The 22,807-nt window shown below is 56.5% G+C and carries 7 protein-coding genes; 1 reads left to right on the top strand and 6 read right to left on the bottom strand.

The features are described 5' to 3' along the window. Window positions 1–113 precede the first annotated feature (113 nt). The 4 genes from hsdR to HNQ64_RS23015 form a co-directional block, all read right to left on the bottom strand. Window positions 114–2,504, bottom strand: a complete 2,391-nt coding sequence (gene hsdR, locus HNQ64_RS23000; RefSeq protein WP_184213047.1) for an EcoAI/FtnUII family type I restriction enzme subunit R — start codon at window positions 2,502–2,504, stop codon at window positions 114–116. Window positions 2,505–2,574: 70 nt separating this feature from the next. After that, window positions 2,575–3,330: a four helix bundle suffix domain-containing protein gene (locus HNQ64_RS23005; protein ID WP_184213049.1), complete on the bottom strand. Its 756-nt coding sequence runs from the start codon at window positions 3,328–3,330 to the stop codon at window positions 2,575–2,577. Window positions 3,331–3,421: 91 nt separating this feature from the next. Next, window positions 3,422–4,597, bottom strand: coding sequence for a restriction endonuclease subunit S (locus tag HNQ64_RS23010; RefSeq protein ID WP_184213051.1), 1,176 nt, complete (start codon window positions 4,595–4,597; stop codon window positions 3,422–3,424). Then, a complete protein-coding gene (locus HNQ64_RS23015; protein WP_184213053.1) occupies window positions 4,594–6,051 on the bottom strand; it encodes a class I SAM-dependent DNA methyltransferase in 1,458 nt (485 codons plus the stop codon). The genes HNQ64_RS23010 and HNQ64_RS23015 overlap by 4 nt, the downstream gene beginning before the upstream one ends. Window positions 6,052–6,435: 384 nt before the next feature. Between HNQ64_RS23015 and HNQ64_RS23020 the strand changes: the two genes are divergently transcribed. Next, on the top strand, window positions 6,436–9,516 hold the full coding sequence (locus tag HNQ64_RS23020; RefSeq protein WP_184213056.1) for a DUF1553 domain-containing protein: 3,081 nt from the start codon (window positions 6,436–6,438) through the stop codon (window positions 9,514–9,516). 12 nt (window positions 9,517–9,528) lie between these two features. Here HNQ64_RS23020 and HNQ64_RS23025 read toward each other — a convergent pair whose 3' ends face one another. After that, window positions 9,529–12,798 (bottom strand): PVC-type heme-binding CxxCH protein, encoded by a 3,270-nt coding sequence (locus HNQ64_RS23025; protein WP_184213058.1) that lies wholly within the window; start codon window positions 12,796–12,798, stop codon window positions 9,529–9,531. A gap of 85 nt (window positions 12,799–12,883) precedes the next feature. Then, the gene (locus HNQ64_RS23030) at window positions 12,884–22,492 is read right to left on the bottom strand and encodes an Ig-like domain-containing protein (protein ID WP_184213060.1); all 9,609 of its coding nucleotides are present in this window, start codon (window positions 22,490–22,492) and stop codon (window positions 12,884–12,886) included. Window positions 22,493–22,807: the final 315 nt, after the last annotated feature.

Below are 22,807 nucleotides of genomic sequence, written 5' to 3' on the forward strand. Positions count from 1 at the left end.
TTGATCCTCCGTCCTCCTGCAATACCATTTGAATCACCCTGAGCTGCGGACCACTCGCCGGCCACGGGATATTCCCCCTATAACCCATGGAAAAGGTTACCGCACAGAGACGGCTACGCTGCCTTCTCTGCATAAAGATACTTTTGGAAGCTGGCGAAGACCTGACCAATCTCCTCCGGCTTACCACCCAGGTCGGCCACGGCGTCGGCGATGGAGTCGTGATACTTGAGCCGGAGCAAGGGCTTTAACTTGCTCTGATCCAGCTCCGTCACGCCTTCAGTAACGTAGTGCTGCAGCACAAAATCCAGGAAGGCCTGCTGCTTTGAGGTAAAGTGGGTGTGGATAGACACCCGCGCCTGATCGGCCCGCTCGGCCCTTGTGACCGGCGGCAGCAGGTAGGCCACGTAAGCCAGCACGTCGAAAAGGTCGCTCTTCTCCGCGTCGATGAGCTGCTGCATCGCCACCAGTTTGTCGTGGCCGAAATCCTGTTCCGCCAGACCTTGCAGGAGCTTGGCGCGGGTATCGGGCGCACTCCAAAGGAGACGCAGTTCGGCTTCGCTTTGGAAGAACTCGGGCAGCTTGCCAAACAGCAATTCCATGAACTGCTGCGCACTCATCGGTGTGCCATCGGGATGCCAAAAGGTGGTCATCATCATGTGCTGGATGGTGCGTTCCTTACCGTCGCCGAGTTTCACCTTCACCTTTCTCTTCTTCTCGCACACACAGCGGATCTGGCCACACGCAGGGCACGGCTCTTTGGGACATTCGCACGGCGATTTGGCGCACACTTCGCACGGCTTCGGTGGCTTCACTTCGCAGGCACAGGGGCGCTGGCCGCATTTCGGGCAGGGGTCTTCCTCCTGCGGCGGTCCATCCCATTCCGGGTCATGAAAGTTCAGATGCGCTTTCACGAAGTCGTAAATCGTGAAGTAATCCTTCCCATCGAAAAGCCGCGTGCCTCGGCCGATGATCTGCTTGAACTCGATCATCGAGTTTACCGGACGCATGAGAACGATGTTCCGCACGTTGCGGGCATCAACACCGGTGGATAGTTTTTGCGAAGTGGTGAGGATGGTCGGGATGCTCTTCTCGTTGTCCTGAAAGTCGCGCAGCCACTGCTCCCCACGCTCTCCATCGTCCGCGGTGACGCGCACACAGTAATTCGGATCTTTGCTCGCCTTGAGTTGGTTGATCAGGTCGCGAACCATGAGGGCGTGGTTTTGATTCGCGCAGAAGACCAGCGTCTTTTCGTTCGGGTGGATCTGGGACAGGAAAATTTCCACGCGCTTCTTCTCGCGTTCGCGGATCTCGATGCTGCGGTTGAAGTCGGCTTCTTCGTAGAGTTTGCCTGCCTCGATCTCGCCCTCCACCACCGCGTCATCGGAGGTCCACACGTAGTAGTCAATCGTCGTCTGAATCTGCTTCACGCGGAAGGGCGTCAGGAAGCCATCGTTGATCCCCTCCTTCAGCGAATAGACATACACCGGCTCACCGAAATAGCGGTAGGTGTCCACGTTGTCTTTGCGCTTGGGCGTGGCGGTCAGGCCGAGCTGCACCGCTGGTGCGAAGTAGTCGAGGATGCCGCGCCAGTTGCCCTCATCATTGGCACCGCCACGGTGGCACTCATCAATGACAATAAAGTCGAAGAAATCCGGCGGATACTCTCCGAAGTAGGGCGACGGCTCGCCATCCTTCGGCGGGCCGCTCATGAAGGTCTGGAAGATGGTGAAGAAGAGGCTGCCGTTCTTCGGCACTTTGCCCTTCTTCCGGATGTCGGCAGGCTCGATGCGCACCAGCGCGTCCTCCGGGAAGGCAGAGAAGGCATTGTAAGCTTGATTCGCCAGGATGTTCCGATCCGCGAGGAACAGGATGCGTGGCCTACGCGTGGCTTCACGACTCAGGTTCCAACGGGCGTGAAACAGCTTCCACGCGATCTGAAAGGCAATGAAGGTCTTGCCCGTGCCGGTGGCCAGCGTGAGCAGGATGCGCTGCCGGTCCTCCGCGATGGCCTGCATGACACGCTCGACAGAGATGTCCTGATAATACCGGGGAGGATGCGAGCCGCCCTTGTCCTCGAAAGGCACGGCGGCGAAGCGATCTCGCCAGACATTGACCTGGGCGAAGGTCATACCCCAGAGTTCATCGGGAGTCGGAAAGGCGGCGATCTCGCCCTCCTGGGCCGTCTCCATGTCGATGGCGTAAATGCCCTTTCCGTTGCTGGAGTAAGTGAACCTGAGCGCCAGCTTGGCGGCATAGTCCTTGGCCTGGCCGACACCGGCGGTGAGTTCCTCCCCCCACGCCTTGGCCTCGATGACGGCGAGCTTGGTGTTGCGACACACCAGCACATAATCCGCGATGTCCGCCTTGCCGCGCCGACCGTGGCCCTCGATGCGACCGGCGGTGATACGATGCTCACGCAGAACCTTGCTGCCCTCGACGACGCCCCAGCCTGCCGCCTTCAAAGCGGGATCAATGTGCTCGGCGCGTGTCTCGGCTTCGTTCATGGGTGGGACAGTATTGATTGCATTGACCTTGTTGTTAGTGACGTCAAAGGCGTTAGTAATGTCTCTCCGCTCATACCGGCCGTGTCCCCTTGCAGTCTGGGTAGGTGGTGCAGCCCCAGAAGTCGCCCTTCACTGACTTGCGACGGCGCATGGGCTTGCTGCACTGCGGGCACTCGGGAGACGGTTCGGTGGCTTTTTGGCCTTCCCGCGCTTCGAGGCGCTTGGCCATGAGTCGTTCGCTGAAGCCGCCGGTCTCTTCAAAGGCTTTGCCCTGCGCTTGGATCTGGCTCTTCAGCATGTTCAGGGCGCGGCCGATGATGATCAGCATGGCGTTCGCCACCACCACGGCGTCATCCGCATCCAGCCAGCGGGCATACTTCTTCCGCTGCTCCAGCGCATGCTTCGCTGACTCATGCACCATGTCGTCGGTGAAGGGTGCTGCATCCAGTGAGATAGCATTCACAGCCTTGGCTTCGGGAGAATGCACCGACCACGGGAGCTGCTGCCGGTCCAGGATGAAGATTTCGTAATCGCCGCGCAGCTCACTCAGGCTGGCGCGCGCCACGTCGGTGAGCTTCATTTCGGTGTCCTTGGAGGTGGAAGAGCGCTCCGAGCCTTCGATGATGTTTTGCCGACCGCTGCGAGCTGCCTGGGTCATCTGGTCGTATTGACGGCCTTTGGGGTCGTAGAATTTGGTGCCTGTTTCGCGGTGATCGAAGGTCAAGAAGCGGCGGCAGAAGCGCAGGGTTTCGAGCTGCACGATGGTAGCGAGCGTGAAGGTGTGCAGTTTGCGGAAACCACCGTGTTTGTCGAACAGCTCAGGCATGGGAGTGGTGAGGGGGGACGAGCTTGACCGGATTGACACGGTTGGAGGCGTCAATGTGGTCACCAAGATCAACAGTGTCAATCTGGTCATCTCACAACTCCCCGGCAAAGGCTTGGTGCAGCAGCGACTTCTTCAACGCCTCCAGCGCGGCGAGCTTCCGCTCGTAGAGGCGGGCGAGGCGTTGGGTTTCTTCGTGGAGGACATCAATGCCATCCACGATCTCCTTCTGTTTTCGTAGCGGCGGCAAGAACATGGAAAGCCCACTCAGCGCCGTGTTGCTCAGGTTCGGCATCACCGCGCCTCCCGCCAGGGTCTCTAGCTGCCTTCGACATCCTTCTGAACGCAGGTAACGGACCAGATAGCCCATGTCACAGCGGTCGGAAGGTTTGATGTAAAAGCTGCCAGTTCCGCACAGCCAGCCGTCTTCGACTTCCGTCACCAATGCGCATCGTCCCATTTCTCCCCGGCGACCGATCACGACATCTCCTTCACGCATGATGTAGTTCGCCAGCCGCTTAGCAGTGTCTTCCGAGACCGTTTTTCTCATATCAGGCTCAATGCCCGTGTCAGTGATGTGGGCCGGGTTCACCAAAGGAATGCCGTTCTCAACGTAATCATGCTTGTGAAGAAGTGAGCCAAATGGGCCGGTGAAGACACCCGAAGTGGCTTTCTCAAGCGTCGTCTCCACCCACCCCGGACCGCGCTGGGTGAAGACGGATTGGAGGTGGCTTTCGAAGAGGGCGCGGGCGTTTTGGAGGTTCTTTTCGGCGTTGGCTTTGGCGGTGGCGATGCCCTCAAACGCATCGTCCAGCAGGCCGACGATCCGCTGCTGTTCGGCCAGCGGAGGGAGATGGATGTCTCGTTCATTCATCGAACCCATCGAGACGTGCATCATGGTCGTGCCTGTCCCTTGGTCTTCTTTGATTTTCTCCGTGTCCCACTGGAAGAAATAGAACAGGAATTTTTGGTCAATCTGCGCGCGGTCGTGAACGACTTTCCAGATATGGTAGTGGTAAATGACTTTGCCGCCGGTCCACATGCGCGGCCCAAAGGATGCAGACCATGCGTAGAGCAGGTCGCCAGTGTCACAGTATTTTTTCTCCTCCAGTTCCATGTCGGAGTAATACCAATGGTCGTTGGTGAAGAAGTTGCCCACGCGAAGGACGCGATATTTACCCGCAGCCAGTAGCTCAAGCTTGCTGTATGCGCGGCCGTTCACCAACTCACACACCTCGCGGAGCTTCTTCGTCTGCCACACCTTCTTCATAGCAGCCCCCTGATTTTGCCCAGCACTTCGGCGCTCTCGGCGTCCAGTGAGGCGATTTCGTCCATGATTTCCTGCGGGCTGCGGTGGGTCATCTCCTCGCCGTCGTTGGGGTTCTTCACGGAGAGGTCAAAGGTCTTCGGATCAATGGCCGCCACGTCCACGCTCCAACTCTTCGGGGAGTCGGCCTTGGTCTTTTGGAGTTCGATGAACTCGGCCAGGTCGGCGTCGTTGAGCGGGTTGGTCTTGCCCATGTTGCGACCGGGGTCGAGCTGGTAGAACCAGACTTTGCGCGTTTTGGTTCCTTTCTCAAAGAAGAGCACGACGGTCTTCACCCCCGCGCCGATGAAGGTGCCGCTGGGGCAGTCGAGCACGGTGTGGAGATTGCACTCTTCTAGGAGTTTTTGGCGCAGGCTGACGGAGGCGTTGTCGGTATTCGACAGGAAGGTGTTTTTGATCACCACGCCCGCGCGGCCGCCGGCCTTGAGGAGTTTGATGAAATGCTGGAGGAAGAGGAAGGCGGTCTCGCCGGTGCGGATGGGGAAGTTTTGCTGCACCTCTTTGCGCTCCTTGCCACCGAAGGGCGGATTGGCCAGGATGATGTCGAAGCGGTCCTTTTCCTGCACATCGGCGAGGTTCTCGGCCAGCGTGTTGGTGTGGATGATGTTGGGTGCCTCGATGCCATGCAGGATCATGTTCATGATCGCGATGACGTAGGCCAGGGACTTTTTCTCCTTTCCGTAAAAGGTGGATTCCTGGAGGCGTTTGTCCTGGGCGGTGGTGCGCTGGGGATTCCGGGCGCGGAGGTAGTCGAAGGCTTCGCAGAGGAAGCCTGCGGAGCCGACGGCGGGATCGCATAGGGTCTCGCCGAGGCGGGGCGCGGTGACGGCGACAATGGCGCGGATGAGCGGGCGCGGGGTGTAGTATTCACCGCCATTGCGACCGGCGTTGCCCATGTTTTTGATCTTGGCCTCATAGAGGTGGGAGAGCTCGTGCTTCTCGGTCTGGGAGGCGAAGCGGAGTTCATCAATGTGGTCAATGGCCTCGCGCAGGTTGTAGCCGCTCTGGATACGGTTTTTGATCTCTCCGAAGATCTCGCCGATCTTGTATTCGATGGTGTTGGGACCAGTGGCCTTGGCTTTGAAACCGTGCAGGTAGGGGAAGAGCTTGCCATTGACGAACTGGATGAGGTCGTCGCCGGTCAGGGCGGTGTTGTGGTCCAGCTTGCCGCTGGCATCCTTCGGCGCAGCCCACGATTCCCAACGGTAGGGCAGATCCAGGATGTGGGCGTAGCTTTTGCCCTCAAAGGCGGCCTCGGTGGCCTTGTCATGTTCGAGGGCGTCGAGGTATTTGAGAAAGAGGAGCCAGGAGGTTTGTTCGGTGTAATCGAGCTCGCTGGTGCAGCCAGCATCCTTCCAGAGGACGTCGTCGATGTTTTTGAAAGCTTGTTCGAACATGGGGCGTTAGCGTAGCATCTCGAGACCTGGATTGGCCATTGGATCGAAGGTGATGGAGGAGTCTATGGACGCGGGAGAGCTGGTTTTGGCGAGGTGGGACATTCGAGAGAGAGATTCCTGGTGTCTTTTCCCTATCAGAGCGTCGGCACCTCAGTGAGGCAAGCAAGATGCACGGAAGAGGGAAGGAAATTCGGGGCAGTATGATCCTGCGAGGTGTTTTGGCCTAGCGGCGGCGGCTGAGGGACCAGCCGCCCTACCGACTAGCCGCACTACCCTACTGATCTGCCTTGCTGTTTGCGCTAAAGCGCTGTGGCTAGGCACAAATCTGCCTATCGTCGGGCATTTTGATAAGCGGTGGGGGTCGTCTTCGTAACAGAGCACAGAATGCGTTTCCTTCTTGCCACTTTCTCAGCACTTGCGGTCCTGCCTGCCGGTGCCGCGGCCCCGCTGGATTTTAACCGGGACATCCGCCCTATCCTCAGCGACAACTGCTTTGCCTGCCATGGGTTCGATGCCAAGAAGCGCAAGGCGGATCTGCGCCTGGACACCCCTGAGGGAGCCTATGCTCTGATTGACGGTGTGCAGGCCATCAAGCCAGGCGATCCCGCCGCCAGCAGCATCATCGAGCGCATTCTCAGCACGGATGAGGATGAGGTGATGCCGCCGCCAGAGTCGCATAAAAAGATCACGCCCCAACAGGCGGAGATGCTCCAGCGCTGGATCAAGGAAGGCGCGAAGTATAAGAAACACTGGGCCTTTGAAAAACCCATCAAGGCCACTGTGCCGAAGATCTCTGGCGGGTTGGTGCGGAATCCGATTGATGCCTTTATCCAAGATCGCCTTCGCCAGGAAGCGCTCAGCCCCGCGCCTGAGGCCAATAAAGAAACCCTCATACGCCGTGTGACCCTGGACCTGACAGGACTGCCACCGACGATTGCTGAGGTGGATGCCTACCTGGCTGATAGCAGCCCGGATGCGTATGAGAAAGTCGTCTCGCGTTTGCTGAAGTCCGAACGTTATGGCGAGCACATGGGCCGCTACTGGCTGGATGCGGCGCGCTATGCCGATACCCATGGCCTGCACCTGGACAATGAACGGAGCATGTGGCCCTACCGGGACTGGGTGGTGCGGGCCTTCAATGACAACCTGCCCTTTGACGAATTTACCCGCTGGCAGCTCGCCGGGGATCTGCTGCCCAATGCCACGGTGGATCAGCAAATCGCCTCTGGGTTCAACCGCTGCAACGTCACCACCAGCGAGGGCGGATCCATCGCGGAAGAGTTTGTGTTTCGTTATGCAGTGGACCGCACCGATACCACCGTGGCCGTTTGGATGGGACTGACCGCTGGATGCGCCGTGTGCCATGATCACAAATTCGATCCCATCAGCCAAAAGGAGTTTTACTCCCTTTACGCCTTCTTTAACAGCGCGGCAGATCCTGCGATGGATGGCAATATCCTCCTCACCCCACCCATCCTGAGGCTCTCCACGCCTGATCAGAAAAAGGAACTGGCCAGCCTGGAACAGCAGATCGCCGCCAAGCAGGGCGACATCAAGGCGGCCATCGCCAAGATCGATTATGTGGACCCGGGCACTTTGACTCCGCCACCGCCCGTGCAGACCAGTGAAGTTGTGTGGTTTGAAGATGCCTTCCCCGCTGGGGTCAAGGTCCAGTCCAGCGAAGGGGCGACTACGTTTGTGAGCAAGAAAGACGGGCCTGTCTTCAGTGGCGAGACAGCACTGCGCCGTACGGCCACTGCGGTGGCTCAAGACTTCTTCAGTGGGGGGGCCAGCTTTGAGGTGCCAGCAAATGGTCGCATCACCGCCCAATGCTTTTTAGATCCTGCCAATCCCCCGACCTCCATCATGATCCAGTTCCATGTCGGTGGGTGGAATCACCGCGCCTTTTGGGGGGAGGAAGGGGCCATTCCCTTTGGCCAGGTGCGCACCCCGGAGCGTGTGAAAATGGGCGCGATGCCGAAAACGGGTGAGTGGGTGAAGCTGGACATTCCCATCGATAAGATCGGTCTCAAGCCCGGCATGAAAGTCACCGGCTACGCCTTCACCCAGTTCGGCGGTACGGTCTCCTGGGACCGTCTTAGCATGAGCTCCCGGGTGGACCCTGCCAAGGACCCCCAGTGGTCCTGGAAAGTCTGGGTTACCAAAAACCAGGGCACCCGTGTTGCGGCCCTGCCCCAGGATTTGCAAACCCTCGCCCGGGGCAAAAAAGCCGCCGAATGGACTGAGGCGGAGACCAAGCAGGTCAAGGACTGGTGGTTTGAAAACGAATACCAGGGTGCCCGCGAGATCGTCAATGGCGTGCGCGGCCAGAAGCTCGCGCTGGAGTCCAAACGCAAAGCGCTGGAGGACCTCATCCCCGCCACCTTCATCATGGCGGATCTCCCGCAGCCACGGGAGAGCTTCATCATGAACCGAGGCCAGTATGACCAGCCAGGTGAAAAGGTGGGCCGCGGCACCCCTGCTGTGTTTCCGCCCTTGCCGAATGCAGGGCAGCCTACGCGCATGGATCTGGCCAACTGGCTCGTTTCGCCCGATCATCCGCTGACCGCCCGTGTCACCGTGAATCGTCTCTGGCAGCAGTTCTTTGGCACGGGGCTCGTCAAGACCACCAACGATTTTGGGTCCCAAGGCGAGCCACCGAGCCATCCCGAACTGCTCGACTGGCTGTCCGTCACCTTCCGTGAAAACGGCTGGGACATGAAGGCCTTTGTCACGCAGATCGTCACCTCCCACACCTACCGCCAGAGCGCGGCCTTCACGCCGGAGAGCCTGGCTAAAGATCCTGAGAACCGTCTCCTGGCGCGCGGTCCTCGCTTCCGTGCCGATGCCGAGGTCGTGCGCGACAGCGCCCTATTTGTCAGCGGCCTGCTGAGTCCGAAGATCGGCGGCAAAGGCGTGCGCCCCTATCAGCCGGAAAACATCTGGGAGCCCGTCGGCTTCGGCGGCAGCAACACCCGTAACTACGTCCAGGACCAGGGTGAATCCCTCTACCGCCGCAGCCTCTACACCTTTTGGAAGCGCACCGCACCGCCCCCGGCTATGACCAACTTCGATGCGCCTAACCGCGAGTCTTACTGCCTCCGTCGTGAGCGCAGCAACACCCCGCTGCAGGCGCTGAACCTCATGAACGACGTGCAGTACTTCGAGGCTGCGCGCAACTTTGCCCAACAACTGTTGCTTCAAAAAGGAGCTAGCACGGATACCCGCCTCACCACCGCCTTCCGCAGCAGCACTGGCCGTTACCCCACCGCCCAAGAAGCCGAGATCATCCGCCACGCCCTCGACCAACATCTCACCGCCTACAAAGCCCGCCCCGAGGAAGCCCAACAGGCCGTCACCTACGGTGAAACCAAACCCGACCCCAGCCTCAACGTCTCCGAACTCGCCGCCTGGACGATGGTAACCAACCTCCTGCTGAACCTGGACGAGATGGTGACGAAGTGAAGTGGGTGCAAACTAGTGTTCGTCCTTCTTCGCTGTAGCGGCGGCTTTCTTCGACTTCAGGCCGCTAAGGTAGGCGACGACGTCGCGGACTTCGCGGGGGGTGAGGATGCCGAGCATGGGGGGCATCATGGAGACGGGTGGGGTCTGCATGGCGATCTGCGGACGGGGGAGTTTTTTCTCTGTGCCGTCGGCGAGGCGGATGGTGATGCTGGTCTTGTCCTCTTTGGCGAGGGCACCGGCGAGGTTGCTGCCGTCCTTGAGGGTGACGGAGACGAGGCCGTAACCAGGGGCGATCTTGGCGATGGGGTTGACGAGGGACTCGAGCAGTTCGGCCTTGCTGCGCTGGCTGCCGATGGTCTTGAGGATGGGGCCGACCTGGCTGCCTTCTTTTTCCTCGACGGTGTGGCAGGCGAGGCAGTTGGCCCCGAGATGGTTGGTGACAAGGTCTTTGCCATTGGCGCTGCTGCCACCTTCGACGAGGTCGTCACGTGGTGCGCTGGTGCGGGCCTGCTGGTAGGTGGTGACGCGCTCGGCCAGTTCCGGATGGGCCTGGGCGGCATCGAGGACATCGAGCTTCAGCCCGTCCTCGACCTTGCCTGCGGCGAGGCGTTGCATCCAGCCATCCAGGAGATCGGAGGCGGGCTTGGTCTGGGTGCTGGCGAGCAGCTTCATGACGGCCTGCTTTTCGGCCACAACTCCCTGTTCCAGCACGCGAGAGGCCTCGGCTAGGGCGCGGTCCTTTTGATGCTCAAAGGTCTGGACGAGGGACTCCATGCGAAGCTCGACCGGAGCGGTTTTGTCGGCGGCTTGTTTGAGGGTCTCCGCAAAGGCCGGGGCAGCGGAATGCTGCGCGGCCATGAGTTTCAGGGCACCGACACGGAGTTCCGGCTTGGCCGTAGTATCGCCAATGATCTGCTGCAAGGCGGGGGCGGCGACGCCGAGCTGGAGCTTCACCATGAGCTCAATCCCAGCGGCTTTCAGCGCGGGATTGGCGAGGGTGAGCATGGCCTGCACATGGGGCTGGAGAACATCCGCCACGGCTTCGGCATCGCGAGCAGGATAGAGGCGATGGACGCCATCCACACGATCCAGGCGAGGAGGCTCAGTGAAATACAGGAGGGATTGGAAGGCCTCCAGGGAAAGAGGCTTATCGGCCAAAGCATACTTAGTTAGACGGGCAGCGTTTTCGGCCTTGCCGAGACGGAGATTGGCATTGATGGCGCGGCGCAGGGTGGGCTCGGCCAGTTCATGGGTTTCATCCAGCAGGGCGGCGAGCTGAGACAGAGCCTCTAGCACACCGAGGTCGTCATGAATAGCACGGGCGGCTTCATTGACGATGGCCACATCCGCATCTTCCAGGAAGCCCGCGACCAGAGGCGAGTGCTGACGGCTAAGGGCCAGAGTGGCGGCGATGCGAAGGTTCTTGGAATCTGCGGAAGCCCAGGAGGCAAGGGTTTCCGACTTCACACAGCCTGCGAGACCCGTGACCACGGCGTGACGCAGCCAGGCATCAGCCCCATCTTTTTCCGCCATGTGTCGCAGGGTCTGGACGGCGCTTTCATCCTGCACCTCCAGCTTGCCCAAAGCGATGGCCGCATGAAAACGGACGCGGGGAGATTCCGAGGCGAGGAGGTCAATGAGCAACTCTTCGCTGGGCTCGCCCGGCTTGCCATCGCTGAGAACCTTGGCGGTCTGGGCCTGGACTTCTGGGTCGGTCTCCGTCACCAGCATGGCGTGCAGAGGGGAGTCATCCACCTGCCCCCGGCGGAAACCGATGCCGTAACCCCAGATGGCATGGATGCGGGCCAGCAACGGGGCCTTGGTATCTCCAGCTACTTTGGCCAGCGTCTTCCACTCGTTTCGCTTCGCCAATTCAAGCTGAACCGCCACACGCACGCGCTGGTCGGCATGACCTAACAAGATTTGCAAATCATTCAGACTCTTTTCTGCAAAACCCGCTGTGAGGAGCTCGCGAGTTTCCTTGCGGGCAGCTGCATCGCTCCCCTTCTCTTCATCCACAGCCCAGACGGCCCCCTTTTCATCCAGGGGATAACCGCCCACCCAGTCTGCCATGTAGAAACGGCCATCGGGGCCCCAGCTCATGCCGATGCCCATGATGCCACTGTTGATCAGGCGCGCGCGGCTCATCTCAAAGGTGGCACCCACAGGCTTCACCGTGAAGGCTTCCATCTTGCCGGAGGGGAACTGATTCACAATGAAATGGCCGCGCAGGCGCTGGCCAAGGGCGGTGCCGGGCTCATGCAGGAAACCCGCAGGTCCGTTGGAATAATTGGCCAAAGGGGGCGTGATGTACAGCGGTTGCTCGGCCCCGGCCTTCCACATGTTTTCACGCATCCAGCGGCTATCCGCCTTCATGTATTGATGGTTGCAGCGCCAGCCGGTGTCGCTGCGTTCGGTGATGTAAACAAAGCGCTCACTTTCCCCCGGCATGTCGGCGTCGTTGTCTGCACCGAACATGTTGCCGAAGTCATCAAAGGCGACTTCTTGCACGTTGCGCAGGCCGTGGGCGAAAACTTCAAATCCAGTGCCATCAGGCTCCACCCGCATCACGGCACCTTCATGGGGATAGTACCATTTTTTACCCGCCTTATCGGTGACGTTCACACCTTTGTCCCCAATGCTCCAGTAAATGCGACCGTCAGGGCCGAGACGCGGCCCGTGCATGTCATGCCCAGCATAAGCGATGTGCATGCCAAAACCATGAGCGATGACTTCGCGGACATCTGCCACACCATCGTCATCCGTGTCCTTTAGCCGCCACAGGTCCGGGGCGATGGTGGCATACACCCAGCCATCGTGATAAAGCACGCCGGCGGCGATGCCTGTGACTTCGGTATTAAAACCTTCGGCAAATACGGTCATCTTGTCTGCGGTTCCATCACCATCTGTATCGCGAAGCTGATAGATGCGCTCGCTGTGGACGGTGAGGTCTTTCCAGTCAATGGAGCCATCCTTATTATGATCCTTCAGGCTGCCACGTGGACGGCGCATTTTCCCGGGAGCGAGCTCGCGATGATAAAACTCTCGCTTCTCTTCCACGCTGGTGAAGCTGACGTCATCCGGGATCCATTGCGTGTGCTCGCGAATGTCCAGATCCCCCACCTTGCGACGGGTAGTGGATGACACATAGACACGGCCTTTTTCATCCACCGTGCAAGCGACAGGATCTGGCACGTTCAGGTCACCGGACCAGCGATGCAGGGTGACCTCTGCTGCAGATGCAGAGAAAGAAACTAGAACTAGCAAAGACAGGACTCGCATGGGCAGGTGAGGGAAAAAGACTGTCACCTTTCATATCCAAAAAAAGTCCATGAGGCAAACACCATGGGAGAATTCTCTCCCAGGTTTAAGGCATCTGAACCGACTGGAAAGTGCGGGTGACAGGTGAATAGAGCAATACGTGCAAGCCATCGGCAGCGATGCCCATCCACGAAGTCGTAAAGGGCAACGAAGCCAGAGGGACAAGGGGGCTACCACTTGCGTAAATGGCGCGGTCTGAAAGCAAACGAGATCCATCCCGTGATATGGCTAAGATTTTCTGATTTAGGTTGCTTACGGCATTCAAGTTCGTGAGCAGGTAAGTTTGGCCTCCATAAATGAGCGAAGGACCAGTGGCGGGAATCAACAAAGGCTCTTCGACAGTCCCTGCGAAATAACTAGCCGTGACGAAGCTAACGCCCACCCCCGTGATGGCATAACGCACCAGACCGTGTGTAGTGCCGCTTTGTTGCACGGCTGCATACAGGCTAGAGCCATCTGCCGTAACGGCAGTAAGGCTGTTTCTCCCCAAAACCTGAGTAGCAGTGCCCACCGTGGCCCCGCTGGTGGATTGTCTCAATTGAAGGCTGTTTGCCGCACTCAAGGTCGCCAGGCGCCCAAACGTGCTTGCGTGAACCGCTACCTGCGGAGGAGAAACGGTGTAGGCCGCCTGCAAAGCCCGCGCGCCCTGCCGATGAGCGATCTGCACGCGGCGTCCGTCATCCACGAGTGTGTAGAGACGATCATCGGCTACATGGACCGTGAAATCCACCGCCGCATTCCCCACCTTCACTCCATGCTGGATGGCGGCGGTGGCCGGATCTACCCACAAGAGCCAGGAAGAGTAAGGTGCGGTCGCTTCACGATGCAGAGCATAGACGACAGGCAAGCTAGGGTCTGCCTGCATCTTAAGGACGTTTAGAGCCCCGAGAATTTCGAACTGGACTGGAATTTTAATGACATCGTGTCCCGAGGTCAGCGTGAGTTCCGCCACCGAAACACCCGCAGACAAAGAACTTGGGTTCAATGAAAGCAAAACGGTGGCTGGTCCGGTGCCAGAAGTTTGTCCGACGGTTACCCAAGCAACACTGCTGGATAATGACCAAGGGGTAGTAGCGCCTGCGGTTTGGATGGAGAGTGAATGCTGACTAAGTGCGGTTTCTCCAGGCATAGCGGCACTGGAGATCTGCCCCGGGGTGACACCTGCCTGAGCCATCCGAAAGCTCCACACAGGTCCTCTGACCACATGATCCTCAGCGGAACGGAGATCAATGCGCCAGTAGTAGCGCTGCCCCTGCACCAACTGCCCGCTGCCCAAAGAGAAAGTCGTGGAGGCAGACGAAGCATAAAACAGCCCGGGAGTCTGAATGGTAGCTGCCGCTACAGCGCTGGAATCCGTTCCCAAATAAACATCATAGAATGAAACGGAAGGATCTCCAGACCAAGACAGTTCCTTGAAAGTTACATTTTGCGCTTCCTCACTCGCCACCCCTGGAGAAACCGCGATACGCGGCAAGTAAGAGGTATCTAACGCGACTATTTCTCCGGTCAAAAGATGCGCATAAATCAATCTCGATTGATTGGGCGAAAACGCTGTGACCTGAGTCGCCGCAGGTAAATTCTGATGCACCTCACCATCATCAGCACGGATGATTTGGGTGGCAGTGACCCAGATGTCTTGATAAGCCGAGGCATTGAAAATCGAGTCACCTGTCAACTTACCCTGCGGGCCCCCGGCTAAATCCGAGGTCGTAAAAAAGTGTCCCTGCGTGATTACCGAATCCAAATTAGCCCCCAGCAGGATCGGCGAATGATGCCCGTCCTGAGCCAAAACAGCACTGGTGGCCGATAACTGCACCAAGGCATCCGTGGTACAGTCCACCCGCGCTAAAAAGGCAGAGCCCGAACTCCCCCAGCCCATCTGCGAGCGGGCATAAAGCGTGCGCTCATCCGGCGCTACGACAAAACTGCCAATGCCTACCAATCCAGGTAAACGGAAGGTAGCCCGCACCGCACCGGCGGCAAAGTCAAAGACGTGCAGCCCGGGGTTCTCCGTCGCATCTGTGTAATACACAATGCCTTCACGTCCAGCCTGCACATGGTACACATTTCCTACGTTCACGTGGTTAGGCAAGGCTTGCGTGGCCACGAGCTTGAAATCGTCCAAGTTCACGCGACTAACGGACTTCCCAGCAAAACTCACCGCATAAAGCGTGCGCTCATCCGTCGTTAGGTCCACGCTGCATACGTCGGTGGGCAGTGCTAAAATTTGGTCGATTGCTAACGTGGTAGGATTGATCGCCGCGAGAATTGAAGGTAGCCCCTCGTTCCCGCGCACCAATCCGAGCACCCGATCATGCCGGCGATCTGTCTGCAAGATGCTAAATTGCTTATTCAACACACGGCGCGTAACCTGCAGCACTCGCGTAGCATTTTCAGTGGTGACGGTAATCAACCCCTGATGCAAGCCCTCGGCTAGAGAAGCGGCATAATTCAGTGTGATCTCTGCATCCCCCCGACCACTTAACCGAGAAGGGACGATCCAAGGAACATTTGAAGAAAGTGTCCAGGCGGTAAAAGCCCCATCACGGCATTGAAGACCAAAAGAAGACGAAGGTGCAGAGACACCCGTTAGAGTAACGCTTTCCAGAAAATTTGTCGAAACGCTCAACTCTCCCGGCACGGTCTGGAGAGTCACCGGAATATGAACGGTGCCATTCAGTGGAGCATTGCTGGTTAGGGTAACCGTAGCGCTCTGGGTGTTCGGCACAGGCCCATTTGCCAGCAACGTGACGGGGAAGTAAGAAACTCCACCAGCCGTCGCTGTTCCACTCACCTGCCCTAGAGATAACCAGGGAGCAGAATCGCCAGGGGTAACGGAGGCCGCCCAGGTCAACGGAATGCCGCCGTCATTGCGAATCGTAAATACCGTGTTGAAAGACTGTCCTTCTTCTAAGGTCACATTCAAACTCGTGGAAGAAACTGACAGTGTGGGAGGCACGCCCGCTTGGCCAGCTACGGGAACAACCACGCTCGGAGTGATCGGGTTATTGGTCGTGAAAGTGAGATTTCCGGTCAACTGTTCTGCTGTTGTCGGAGCATAACGAACGGTAATATTGCGAACGGCATCTCTTGCCAAAATGATGGGGAATGTGGTGTCTAAAAGGCTAACATTCGAAGAGGGTAAAGAAGCTGCCGATATCACTAACTGCGAATTTCCCACGTTTTTGAGCGTGATTTGCCGTTGGGCCGTTCCCGGTAAAAAAAGAGTTCCGAAACTCAAGGCGGCTGGCGTGACTTGTAAAACCGGTTCTGCCGAAATGATGCGTGTGTAAAGCAGTCCCACTTGAGGCCGGGTGGGATCATTGGAAGAGACCGTGATTCCTTGGATCGAACTACCGGGAACCGTTATGGCCGTACTGGCAGTGGTTAAGGTAACGACCTGACTTCCCCCTGGAGCGATGGTGCCAGACCTCACATCCAACACCCCTGTGGTTAGGCTGCTCGAGATAGACCACGTTAACGGTGCGATGCCTGTGTTTTCCAAAGTGATAGGCGCACTGACAGGCACCCCAGGTCGGGTCGAAAGAGTGAGATTCAGCGGACTCACTCGAATCAACGGGGCCGCAATTCCTGAGGCAGTAAGGGGAATAGAAACAGCCGTGCCTCCTTCTGAATTGGATTGGATGATCAACTGCCCTTCATAGGCACGAGCCTCCTGCGGCGAAAAGCGAACATCCAGGTTAAAAATTTGCCCAGCAGCAATGATCGCAGAAGGCTGTGCGGGTATGCATGTAAACGCAGCTTCATTGCAGGTGGCCCCCGTGATGAGGAGCGGGCTATTACCGACATTTCGCAAAGTCAGCTTTTGAGTCACACTCCCATTCACAGGCGTATAGAGAAAATCAAGCTTTCCAGGCTCCACGTTTAGCACGGGAGCCGTCGGCACCGTCAGCGTCACAGGCACCTCCACCCGCGGAGTCGCCGGAGCGTTTCCACTGACCTCGATGGCCGCTAGATACGTGCCTGCCGCTAGACCCGTGGCATCCAGTTTCACTCTCAGTCGTGAGGTCGTGTCATCGGGCAATGACTGCCCATCTCCAGTCACAATCTTGAGCCACGGAATGGCTGCATCATGGGCGATCGCCAAAATAAACCGCTCCATAACTTGACGTGCTTGCACATCAGAAATGGAGGTGCCCACACCAGTCGAAAAGACCAGAGCATAGAGCCGAGTGCTCGCTGGCAACCCCATGATATCGTGATTGTCCAAGTCCGTATTGGTCGAGAACGAGTGAGATAAATTAGGGTGGTTAGGCAAGATCACCAGATGATTGACCGAGGTCACTGAGCTGCCGGAGACTCTCTTCAGAAATCCCACATAGCCATGCAGGTGAATAATCTCCCCGGTGGCAGTGCCAGCCCCATCCGCCCCAAGTCCACCGCGAAAACGTAAAGTGGAAACACCGTTAAGATCCGCCGCCATGACGAAAAGACCAGGTTGTTTGCGCGTAAAATAGCGGCTGGAGTTCCCCAGATTCTGATCCGTCGAAATGGCACCGTCACTGTAAGCTACGGCCTGTCCAGCATTGAGATTGGTAGAAATCAGATTCCCGGCATCATACATGTTCAAGCCCCCATCCGTTATGCTGTAACCGGAGGTTCCTTCCGTGAAGGCATACACATTTGGGATGAGTGAAGTTAGACTCGCATAACGCGAATTGAATCGCTGGAGCACCGTCGCCAAGCTCCCAGCATCAGCCGGCGAGTCGATTTCAACGGCGACCTGAGCGCTCCAATTTAGAGGTACATCCCCTTCGTTTCGCACTTGCAGTTCGACGTCTTTCATCCGGTTGGGAAAGACAGATTCGGCGATCTCTCCCGGTAGAATTTCCATGGTCGCGGGGGACACCACTTTTGCATTAACGGCCAACTTCACCGTTCCAGTGACACGACTATTCGTCCGCACGACAAGAGCTCCCTTGAAATTTTGGACTTTAGCCGACTGAAAAGAGCTATAGACAGGAACAGATTCACCGGGTTGTAGAGTCACTGTATTAGGCCAGCCGGGACGTAATTCGACATGCGCGGAAGTGATCGTTCGAATCTCCAAAGGCAGATTCCCCACATTGCGCAGTTCAAACGGCGCCGAAGCTAGATTTCCCTGCACAATTTCGCCCAAGTTCTGCTCTGCGGGCACGGCCTGCAAGACCGATTGACTGCTTACTTTCAAAGTTACAGGCACCACCACCTCAGGGCGGTGGGGATCATTGGTTCGGATACGAATTTCGGACTGGTAAACGCCTGCCGCCATTTGCTCAGTCATGAATTGCAAAGAGATCTCCTGCTGACTGCCTCCTGCCAAATGCACTGTATTGGCCATCTGTTGTAACCACCCCGCCTGCGCAGAGATGGGGCTCAAGCTCCACTCCAAAAGTTCTCCGCCAGTATTGGAGAGCTTGATCACTCGTGTTTGAGGGATACCTGGAGACGCACTTACGGTTAGGCTAGTCGGCGTGACCTTCACACTCGGCAGCCGCGCAGCCACACCAGCCACAGGAACAAAGAAAAATCTCTCAGGAACATTGGCAGCGAAGACCAGAGAAGAATTCATCTCTCCAACCTTAGTTGGCGCAAACTTTACCGGGATCTCTCGAGATTCACCCGGCAGGATCGTCATAGGCAGCTTAACTAGAGCTTGAAATGCACCATTGAGTCCCCTGCTCGCCTGTAACGTTAGCTTGACCAGTCCATGATTGGACAGAACTAATGTTTGAGTCTGCGATTGCCCAACATAGGTTTTGCCAAAAGATACCCCTTGATAAACCGGCACTGGAGCTGGGATCACCGTCATTACCAAGCCACCATTTAAAACAGGAGTATCAGGATCGTCCGTATCCCCACTTAGCCAAGCTGCATACATCCCAGGCTCTAAGGTCTGCGCCCGAAAACGCACTGTCACACTGGCCGACTTCCCCCGCGCAATGGTAAGCTCTGAGCTTCTTTCAACTTCGGCCCACTCCATCGCCGGAGTATCCACGAGTTCTAAACGAGGGCGCACATGCAGAATTCCCTTACCCGTATTTTTAAAGGTAAAGGTGCGAGTGAAAGTCTGTCCTTGTAATAACCGCACGTCGGCACGCAATGGACTCATGCTCACCTTAGGCGCATCCACATGGGTGCCGTTCACTGGCACTGTCCACAAGACATGCCTTGGATCATTGGTCACTAGATTGAATTCGGCCTGATGAAACCCTAGTGCAGCCTTTGCCAAAAAGGAGATTTTGAGAACCTGGGAATCACCTGGCCTAACCGTTAAAACTTCAGATGGAATCACTGCAAAAGCAGCGGCTCCCACGCCAGTAAAGCTACCGGGTTGAAGAATTAAATCGGCCGTTCCGTCATTGGTAACGATGATATCACGAGTGACTGGAGTGCGCTCAATGACGTCTCCAAACTCCAGGCTTTCTTGACTCAGCTTAACTTTAGGCGCTTCCAAAATCGTCATCACGACCGGGAGGACAGAAGACGGTTCATCTGGAATATTGGATCCGATAATCAACGAGGCACGATGGGCGCCCGCAGCTTCTTCACGACTGTCCAAACTCAAAGTGATATCCTGCTCCTGCCCTGGTGCCAAAGTTCCGAACAATGGCGTACAACTCAGCCAGGAAGGTCCCGCTAAAAGTCCGTCTATGATTTGGTTGGCGAACCGACGACCATCGCCCGTGGTAAAATTACTCGAATTCGTGATTTCATTGCCTACAACAACGACGATACCACTGCCTAACAACGAAACCGCTGCATGTGTGGAGCCGTCAGGCTCCCGAACTAACGGGACAGCCATACCACTCAGATTGAGAGTCCATCCCACCGCCAACTCTCGCAGAGAGATCACCCCTGCCGTGATCGGATGAGGCAAGATATCAGTCAGGGTCAAATCACGGTATGTTTTGGAAACTGGCTGAATTCCCGTCCCCGCCAATAAAGTTTCAGCTGGTAAGACCGAGGAAAAATTATCTGCCTCACATAGAAGTCCTGCGCCGGCTTGAACAACCGCACGCAGGTTGTTTAAATCGCTTGGCGTCAGATTGGTAATGGTATCATCCAAAAAGATCACGTGAATCCCCTTCAATTTGGCAGCCGTCAGAGGGGGCGACAACGTTACCACCACAGCGCCTCGAGCCTGTAAGTCTGCAATCAAAACCGAGCGGCTCACCGAGGTGGCCACAGCTCCGATCGTCACACCTTGAAGGTTACCGGACGCTCCTGTGATGGCAGGTATTTCTTGCGCTAAATCCGGCATGGATCCGACAACTAAATCAGGAACTTCCGATGATGAAACTGTCGTTGCAGGCAAGGAAAGACTGCTCGGCTCTTCAGCCACCTGTCGAGCTCGTAAATTCCATTCCAAAGGAGCTGTGCCATGATTGGTCAGAGTTATCCGCCGCTCTATCACGTCGCCACGTAGAATCTCTGACATCACAGACGCAGGACTGATCCCCAATTGAGGGCGGCTCAAGGCGAAGTCCAAGCCTGCTCGTCCAGGCGGAGCGATCACCTCTTGAGCAGCGCTTTTTAAAAAACCTTGGGCACTAGCGATGGCCTGATAGACGCCGTCTGTTAAAATGGTGCTAAACCGTCCCTCTTGATTGGTCGTGGCAGTCACCACACTAGGCCCTGTCAAAATCACGGTTGCATTGGCTAGAACAGAACCATCCTCAAGATCTGTGACACGGCCATTGACTACACTCGAACTGTAAAGACGAAATGGATAACGCAGAACCTGCAATTGCTGAGGAACTCCGTAGCGTAGAGTGAATACCAGCTCTTCCGAGTACGGTGTCGTTACGTCGGCGCCAGCCGTCACAACGAAACCATTAGAATCGTTGATTCTTTCACCTGGCTGCAAAGTGCCTACTTCCTTCAAATTCTGTGGAATATTGACGCGTGAAGCCGCCCCTGCACTGCTCGTCACCATGGTGACCACGTTTGTGGCAGGCTGAGTTCCGCGATTGATGACGGAAAACTCAATGACGAAAGATTCGCCTGGGTTAGGGATACCATCTCCATTACCGCTGCCCACCTCTCGCACCGCCGTCACGGTCAGAAGAGGATAAGGACCAGCAAAAGAATTCACTAGCTTTTGAGCATTCAATCGGCCTCCTGAAACAGTGCGCCCGGCCAAAGCCGGGACTGTATCCACCGTATGTAAAAGCTTATTTTTAAGCTCTGCCGCACTCACCATTGGGGCGATGCTTTTTGCCAAAGCTAAAGCGCCCGATACATGAGGCGTTGCCATAGACGTGCCGCTGAGAGTCGCAAAAGAGGGACCTGGTACCGTACTGTAAATGGAAGAACCCGGTGCAGCCACGTCAACGGTGGTTAGGCCGAAATTGGAAAAGCTGGAGTAAATGTCACTCGCCGTGGTGGAAGCTACGGCAATGACATTTTCCGAAGTGTAATTGGCAGGGTAGTGAGCGTCGGCATCGTTATCGGTGCCATCGTTACCCGCAGCGGCGACGAACAAAATTTGGTCTGCTCCAGCATCATCAATTGCCTGCTTTAAAAGTGAGCTGAAACCGCCCCCGCCCCACGAGTTCGAGGTTAAATCAACGCCCAAAGCCGTGGCGTAATTCACGCACTCGATAGCATCTGAAGTAGATCCACCTCCAGGGCCCAAAAATCGAAGTCCCACCAAGGATACTTGCCAGCAGACACCGACCACCCCAGCGCGGTTGTTCCCAACAGCCCCAATCGTACCAGCGCAATGAGTGCCGTGGCCATCTTCATCCATGGAATTGTTATCATTGGAAAAGAAGTCCCAACCATAGACATCGTCCACAAACCCATTGCCATCGTCATCCACGAAGTTCCCCGGAATCTCTCCAGGGTTTTTCCACACATTGGTAGCCAAATCCGGGTGATTACGATCCAATCCAGTATCAATAACCGCTACAAGGACGTCTTTCGATCCCGTGGTTATATCCCAGGCCTCAGGCGCATCAATGTCCGCATCCAATACGCCACCGGTTTGGCCCGTATTGTGCATGCCCCACAAACTGGCAAAGCTTGTATCATCTGGGGCAAGTGTTGGGAACACCACATAATCACGCTCAGCCACAGCCATCGTGGGTTCAGGGTTTTTCGTAAAGTCCCTTTGAAATGCGGCTAAAATAGCCTTCTCAGCCTCCAGACTAACTTGATTCGTCGCTATTAATTTGACCGAAGTTGTCTTCAGTTCATGCCGAATATAGAAACCATTTTTTTTCGCCCATCCAGCGATTGCCGACTCAGAAATTCCATCTGGGAATCGAACTAAAAGGTGATCAGCCACCGAGTATTCTCGCCTGACAGTGGGAGGAGATCGCCCCATTTCGCGAATGAAAACTTCTTCACGTATCAAGGGATACTTGAAGTCTGTGCGCCATAGTCGCTCCTCTCGCGTGATTTGTTTGGCTGCATCATAGGTCTTCTTTTCGGCAAGCATGGCGGCTCCCTTCAGGAGTCGTTGTTCATACAGATTGGCGGGACCTTTGACAGAAAGTTGATCGCTGGGAGCTGAATTTAAAATCTTTGGAGCTGATCCCGACTCCCGCGTGCCTTCTTTAGTCAAACTGGATGAAGCTACGGTATGTGCCGAGGAAGATTTGGCAGCAAGTTTGGCCTTCTCATTCACTCCGTCAGGCAAACTCATCACAGCACATGTGATGACAATGCCAATACAAAGAGCTAAAAGGCATAAAAAAAACCGAACCCATGGTTTCGGAAGTATCATCTTTAGATTCCAGCAAAAAGAGGAGTGAATGACAAGTCAAAAGATTCACAAAGAACAGTTCTGACTTGGAGAAGGTGATTGATTCATCACCCGAATCGATAGTGCCACGTATTATACGATTCCCCCGAGCTTAGGGAACAAAAAAACCCCTCCTGATCATTGCTGAAGAGGAGGGGTTATAAACTGGCGGCGACCTACTTTCGCAGGGCCTATCGCCCAACTATCATCGGCGCA

It is taken from the genome of Prosthecobacter dejongeii, assembly GCF_014203045.1.
GTDB lineage: Bacteria > Verrucomicrobiota > Verrucomicrobiia > Verrucomicrobiales > Verrucomicrobiaceae > Prosthecobacter > Prosthecobacter dejongeii.